General features: G+C 65.1%; 5 protein-coding genes and 2 pseudogenes. 5 read left to right on the top strand and 2 right to left on the bottom strand.

The features are described from left to right. Positions 1 to 78: 78 nt before the first annotated feature. Both AC0L3I_RS27850 and AC0L3I_RS27845 read right to left on the bottom strand, forming a co-directional pair. Positions 79 to 276: pseudogene (locus AC0L3I_RS27850) on the bottom strand (transposase zinc-binding domain-containing protein); the annotation flags it as partial. A 10-nt stretch (positions 277 to 286) separates the two neighbouring features. After that, positions 287 to 1,174 carry a tyrosine-type recombinase/integrase gene (locus AC0L3I_RS27845; RefSeq protein ID WP_473529009.1) on the bottom strand — a complete coding sequence of 296 codons (888 nt, stop codon included), beginning with the start codon at positions 1,172 to 1,174 and terminating at the stop codon, positions 287 to 289. A gap of 618 nt (positions 1,175 to 1,792) precedes the next feature. Between AC0L3I_RS27845 and AC0L3I_RS27840 the strand changes: the two genes are divergently transcribed. From AC0L3I_RS27840 to AC0L3I_RS27820, 5 genes and pseudogenes are all read left to right on the top strand, one after another. Then, complete coding sequence (locus AC0L3I_RS27840) at positions 1,793 to 1,975, top strand: hypothetical protein (protein ID WP_287342307.1); 183 nt, start codon at positions 1,793 to 1,795, stop codon at positions 1,973 to 1,975. A gap of 219 nt (positions 1,976 to 2,194) precedes the next feature. Further along, positions 2,195 to 3,097, top strand: coding sequence for a DUF3991 domain-containing protein (locus AC0L3I_RS27835; protein ID WP_473529008.1), 903 nt, complete (start codon positions 2,195 to 2,197; stop codon positions 3,095 to 3,097). A 202-nt stretch (positions 3,098 to 3,299) separates the two neighbouring features. Continuing rightward, positions 3,300 to 3,902: pseudogene (locus tag AC0L3I_RS27830) on the top strand (DUF1419 domain-containing protein). A gap of 15 nt (positions 3,903 to 3,917) precedes the next feature. Continuing rightward, the gene (locus AC0L3I_RS27825; RefSeq protein WP_287100243.1) at positions 3,918 to 4,319 is read left to right on the top strand and encodes a DUF3085 domain-containing protein; all 402 of its coding nucleotides are present in this window, start codon (positions 3,918 to 3,920) and stop codon (positions 4,317 to 4,319) included. A gap of 126 nt (positions 4,320 to 4,445) precedes the next feature. Continuing rightward, positions 4,446 to 4,577, top strand: a complete 132-nt coding sequence (locus AC0L3I_RS27820) for a hypothetical protein (protein WP_473529007.1) — start codon at positions 4,446 to 4,448, stop codon at positions 4,575 to 4,577. Positions 4,578 to 4,737: the final 160 nt, after the last annotated feature.

Here is a 4,737-nt window from a genome sequence, read left to right as displayed (position 1 = left end):
TGAGCCGGGTTGGCGGCGGCGGACACAAGAGCGCGATCAAGTCGCCGCCAGCTCCCCATTACTGGATCTGCCCATAATGCAGGAATTATAGGCGATGTGGTTATGCCCGCACTTGATGCAGGCCGCCACATGCCCGCCGAGCGCCTCGGTTCGGCAGGCTTCAATCGCCGACATGACCTTGAGCTGGATCAGGCTGACATGCCCGGCATTGGCCCGCCGCCACGCGGGGCCGTAGGTGCGAAAGATATCAGCGATCTCCAGCGTGGCCCGGGCCACGTGACCCGGGCTACTCCAATCCGCGTCGCAGCGTTTGGTCCTGAAGCTTCTTCAATGTCTCGAACGGGCTGACCGTGCCGCGGATCGTCTTGGTGGCAACGTGGGCATAGATCGCGGTGGTATTGAGCCGGGCATGCCCGAGCAGGACCTGAATGACCCTGACATCGGTGTTCGCTTCCAGGAGATGCGTGGCGAAGCTGTGCCGCAGGGTGTGCAGCGTCGCGGGTTTGCCGATCCCGGCCATATTTTTGGCCGAGGTGAAGGCGCGGTTGAGCTGCCGCGGCGAGATCGGATTGATCTTCGGTTTGCCGGGAAACAGCCAGCCCTGTGGCCGCGCTTCACGCCAATAGGCGCGCAAGAGCTCCAGCAGCCCGGGCGACAGCATGACCTTGCGGTCTTTCTGTCCTTTGCCCAGTTCGACATGGATCAGCATGCGGTCGCTGTCGATGTCGCTGATCTTGAGATTGCACACTTCCGAAGCGCGCAGGCCGGCGCCATAGGAGATGCTGAGCGCCGCTTGATACTTCAGGCTCGGCCCCGGCGCCGCCATCAGAAGGTCGGAAACCTCCTCGACGCTCAAGACCACGGGCAGCTTCCGCGGCTGGCGGCGGAACTGCATATGCCGCTTCATGTCCTCGCGCCCGCAGGTGGTGCCGAAAAAGAACCGCAGCGCGACGATGCGGGCGTTGAAGGTGGGCGCAGTAAGGCCCGCATTGGTCATGTGCAGCTGGTAGGCGCGCAGGTCGTCCGGCGTCGCCGTATCCGGTGGACGCTTGAGAAACCGGGCAAAATCCTTGATGGCTCGGATATGAGCCTGCTGGGCTTTGTCGCCCATCCCGCGGATGCGCATGTCTTCGATCATCCGCTCGCGCAGCGGGGTGGTCCTCTCCTCCGTCATGGGAACCTCCTGTCTGATGATTGAGAAGACCCCAATCGTCAGCCAGGACCGCAAATCCACAAATGCACGGCGTTCAGATCATTGCTGTACCTTCACCACGCGCGCCAGTGCCGCGCGAGCGGCTTCGTCCTCGGGGTCAAGACTGGTGGTTCTGGTGAACGTCGGCTTCCGGGAAGGAAATTCGGTCCAGGAAGGGCCGCTTCGGGTCAGGGCTTCCCGTTCAACACCTCCGGTGGAAGGTCCGAGAAGTGTTGATATTTTCACCTTCCCAGAGGTCGCAGAGCAGCACAGCTGCCAAGCAGTCCGTTCGGGAAAGCCAATGCCGATCGCGGTGTTCGCTTTCCGTTCGTCTTAGCGCGTTCGAGGGAACAGTTCTTGTCCTGACCCCTTCAATGTGTGAGCCGATCGGGCGGCACGCGGTCTCGGCCCGCAGCCCAATCCCGCTCTCTTGAGATGGCTTCCTGGTCCAGCTCCGGATCTTCCACGATCAACCCCTGAAGGGGTCCGCTAGCAAGCTGCGGCCGCGCCGGCTTCGCCTCTGCGGTGATCGCGCCTGGGGCCCGACCCTTGAGGAGCCATCGAGCGGGAATTGGCCCGCTCCAAGGATGGAGCCCTCAGATGTCGCAAGATCTTTCCCTCGCCCAAAGCCACGCCTTCCAGCTCGCCCGCACCCTCATGGTCCCGGTCACGCTCTTCCGCTCCGGCGACGAATTCGGCGTCCTGCCAAGCGCCGAACTCGACGACGATGAGGTCGAGACCCTCGCCGAATACGATCCCTTTGAACAGGGGCCGGCTCATTGAGCCGGCTTCCTCCTCCCGGAGGTGCCACTTGCGAGCTAACGGCGGCAAGGGAAGCTGCGCCGCGGCTGGCCCGCGGGCGACGGCGCGAGGTGCAAAAACACACATTGCCAGCCGCGCCCTTGCCGCCTTTGCTCTTCGCGGCATCCGGAAGTCGTCCCGCAAGGTGCGGGAAAGAAAACCTGACGGAAGGCGGGCGCCTGCGGCGCACGAAAGAGGGACATGGAACAGGACGAACTCGATGAACTTCGACATAGGGTGGCCTGCGCGGCCGCGCTGGATCAGGCCGGTTACGCGATCGACCTGAAGGAGAGTACCCGACGTGCGGTCAAATACCGGCGGGGCGACCAGATCGTCATCGTGATCCATGACGGAAAAGGCTGGTTCGATCCGCTCTCTGACGCGAAGGGGGATGTGTTCTCGCTGATGACCCATTTGCATGGGGTGGGTTTCGGGGAGGCGAAGTTGCTGGTCGCCCGGCTGGTCGGCCACGAGCCGCGCGAGCCTGTGTGGAGGAGGCCGGCCCGGCATCGCAAGCCCGATCTCGGCGTCGCCGAACGCTGGAGCGCCCGCCGCAAGCCCTGGCCGGGATCGATGACATGGCGCTACCTGCGCGACGACCGCCATCTTCCGGAAGCCGTGATCAGCGCCGCCATCCGTCATGACCTCCTGCGCGAAGGTCCTCGCGGCAGCATGTGGGCCGCTCACAGGGACGGGGAGGGGGTCGTGACAGGCTGGGAGGAACGCGGTCCGGAATGGCGCGGTTTCTCGACCGGCGGCGCGAAGGTGCTGTTTCGGTTTGGCCCCTGCGATGCGCTCCGCCTCTGCGTCACCGAGGCCGCGATCGACGCCATGAGCCTCGCCGCGCTCGAGAGCACTCGGCGCGATAGCCTCTATGTCAGTACCGGGGGTGGCTGGGCTCCTGCCACCGATGCGGCGATCCGGCTGCTGGCGGCGCGGGAGCGCCTATTGCTGGTCGCCGCCACGGACAACAACGCGCAGGGCGACACCTACGCGGTTCGCCTCGAAGCGGTCGCCCGCGAGGCTAGCTGCGGCTTCGAACGTCTCCGGCCGCACGAGGAGGACTGGAACGCCGAACTCAAGGCAAAGGTGAAGAACGGGTAAAGGGAGAAAAGACGAAATAAGAAGCCTGGCTGCCGCATGCCCGCCGGCCGCGTCAAGGGTAAAGCTGCGCCCGCTTCGCGGCCCTTGACCCGGCCGGACGGAGAGGCGGCCGCGGAGGAGGGGTCAGGAAGGGCGGAAGAGGATGGCGACATCGAGTGGATGAGCCGCACTTCAGCCCGACGAGGCTGAAAGGAGCCCGCACATGACCCTCTTGTCCGTCCGCAAGGTTTATCACGGCATCGCCGATCGCCGGCAGATGTTCCGCATGTTCGACCGCCACGCTCAGCGTCCTGATCGGTTCCAGGACGATGCCAGTGCTTTGTACCGCGGCGAATGGTTCGAGATATCAGAGGCCGAGCACGATTACATGTTCGAGATCCTGCCGCCGCTCTGGATGCGAGGCGAGATGTTCGCGCTGCGTGAGTTTCTCACCGACCGCATCACCAGCATCTTCTACGCCCTGAACATCGATGGCCGCATGCGGTATTTCCACGGCTATTGCGACCTGCTCGACTAGGGCTCGCCTGAGCGGATGCTCGATGCGATCGTCGAACGCGAAACCCGTCCCGTTCGGGCGATGACCCGCAAGGAGCGCCTGGAGCACATCTGGTCGAGCACCCACGACGACTATCGCGGCTACGCCGGTGAGCGGTGGCCGGAACGCGACCGCGGCAGGCGCACGGTGATGTTTTATGGCGGCCGACATGGCACCACGCTGAAGCTGCTGGACGACCTTACGGATGCGGAGATCGCGGCGAAGCTGCCCGTGCATCTGCGCTATCTCCCCGACGCGATCGCGGCGTGACGGAGGCGTGAGATGATGTTGACGTTTCCCATCGCCGCCCTCCGCGAGGTCATCGCTCGCGGCATTGCCGACGCGAAAGCCAATGGCGGCTTCCGCGATCCCCACCTCGGACTATCCGCCGCCGACAACCGGAAGCCCGGTCTCTGGCTTGTCGGAGACCACGGCGTCTACCTATGCTCCAACGGCGAACTCCCCAAGGGGGCGAAGCCGCTCGTCGCCTACGCCGAGGAATGCGATCCGCGCAAGAACGACGACTGGTTCGAGGTCAAACGCCGGACGTTCGGCGGCGACGACGGCGTGGATTTCCTCGACGCCGAAGGCCTTGAGGCCCTGATCGCAGCCAGTCCCGGCTGCACGCATCTGCGCATCGCGTTCCTGCAGGACTCGATGCAGCTCTTCGTGATCGAGCGAGACTAGCGATCCGTCGACGGGCGCCGTCCGGCGGCCGTCCAACATCCCAATCCCCCACATCCCGCGCACGTCCGGCCGGCTGGAGCCTTCCAGCGGAACGGCGACGTGCGCCCTTATTCAGGAGATCCAGCCATGTCGCATGACGATCCTTTCACCATCGATCTTTTCGGCAACACCGCACTTTCCTCCGGCCTCGGCCTCGGCGTCACGGCCTTTGGCGACACTGTCGAGCCCGACGGCGACGACGGTCCTAGTCCGTCGTAGCCCGCGCCCCCCCGGCCCCGCCCGGCCGGCGGGGGCGCGGGCGGGGGTGTGTTTCCCTCTCTTTTACCCCCCCCGGGGGGTCCCCCCACCAACCCGCGCGGGGGCCGGCCCGCGCGCCCATCCGATGTTCCATCCCGATCCAGCCAGGGCCGGACCTTGA

It is taken from the genome of Mesorhizobium sp. WSM4840 (genome assembly GCF_055811755.1).
The sequence above is the reverse complement of the archived record's forward strand: the minus strand, read 5'-3'. Positions and strand labels throughout refer to the sequence as shown.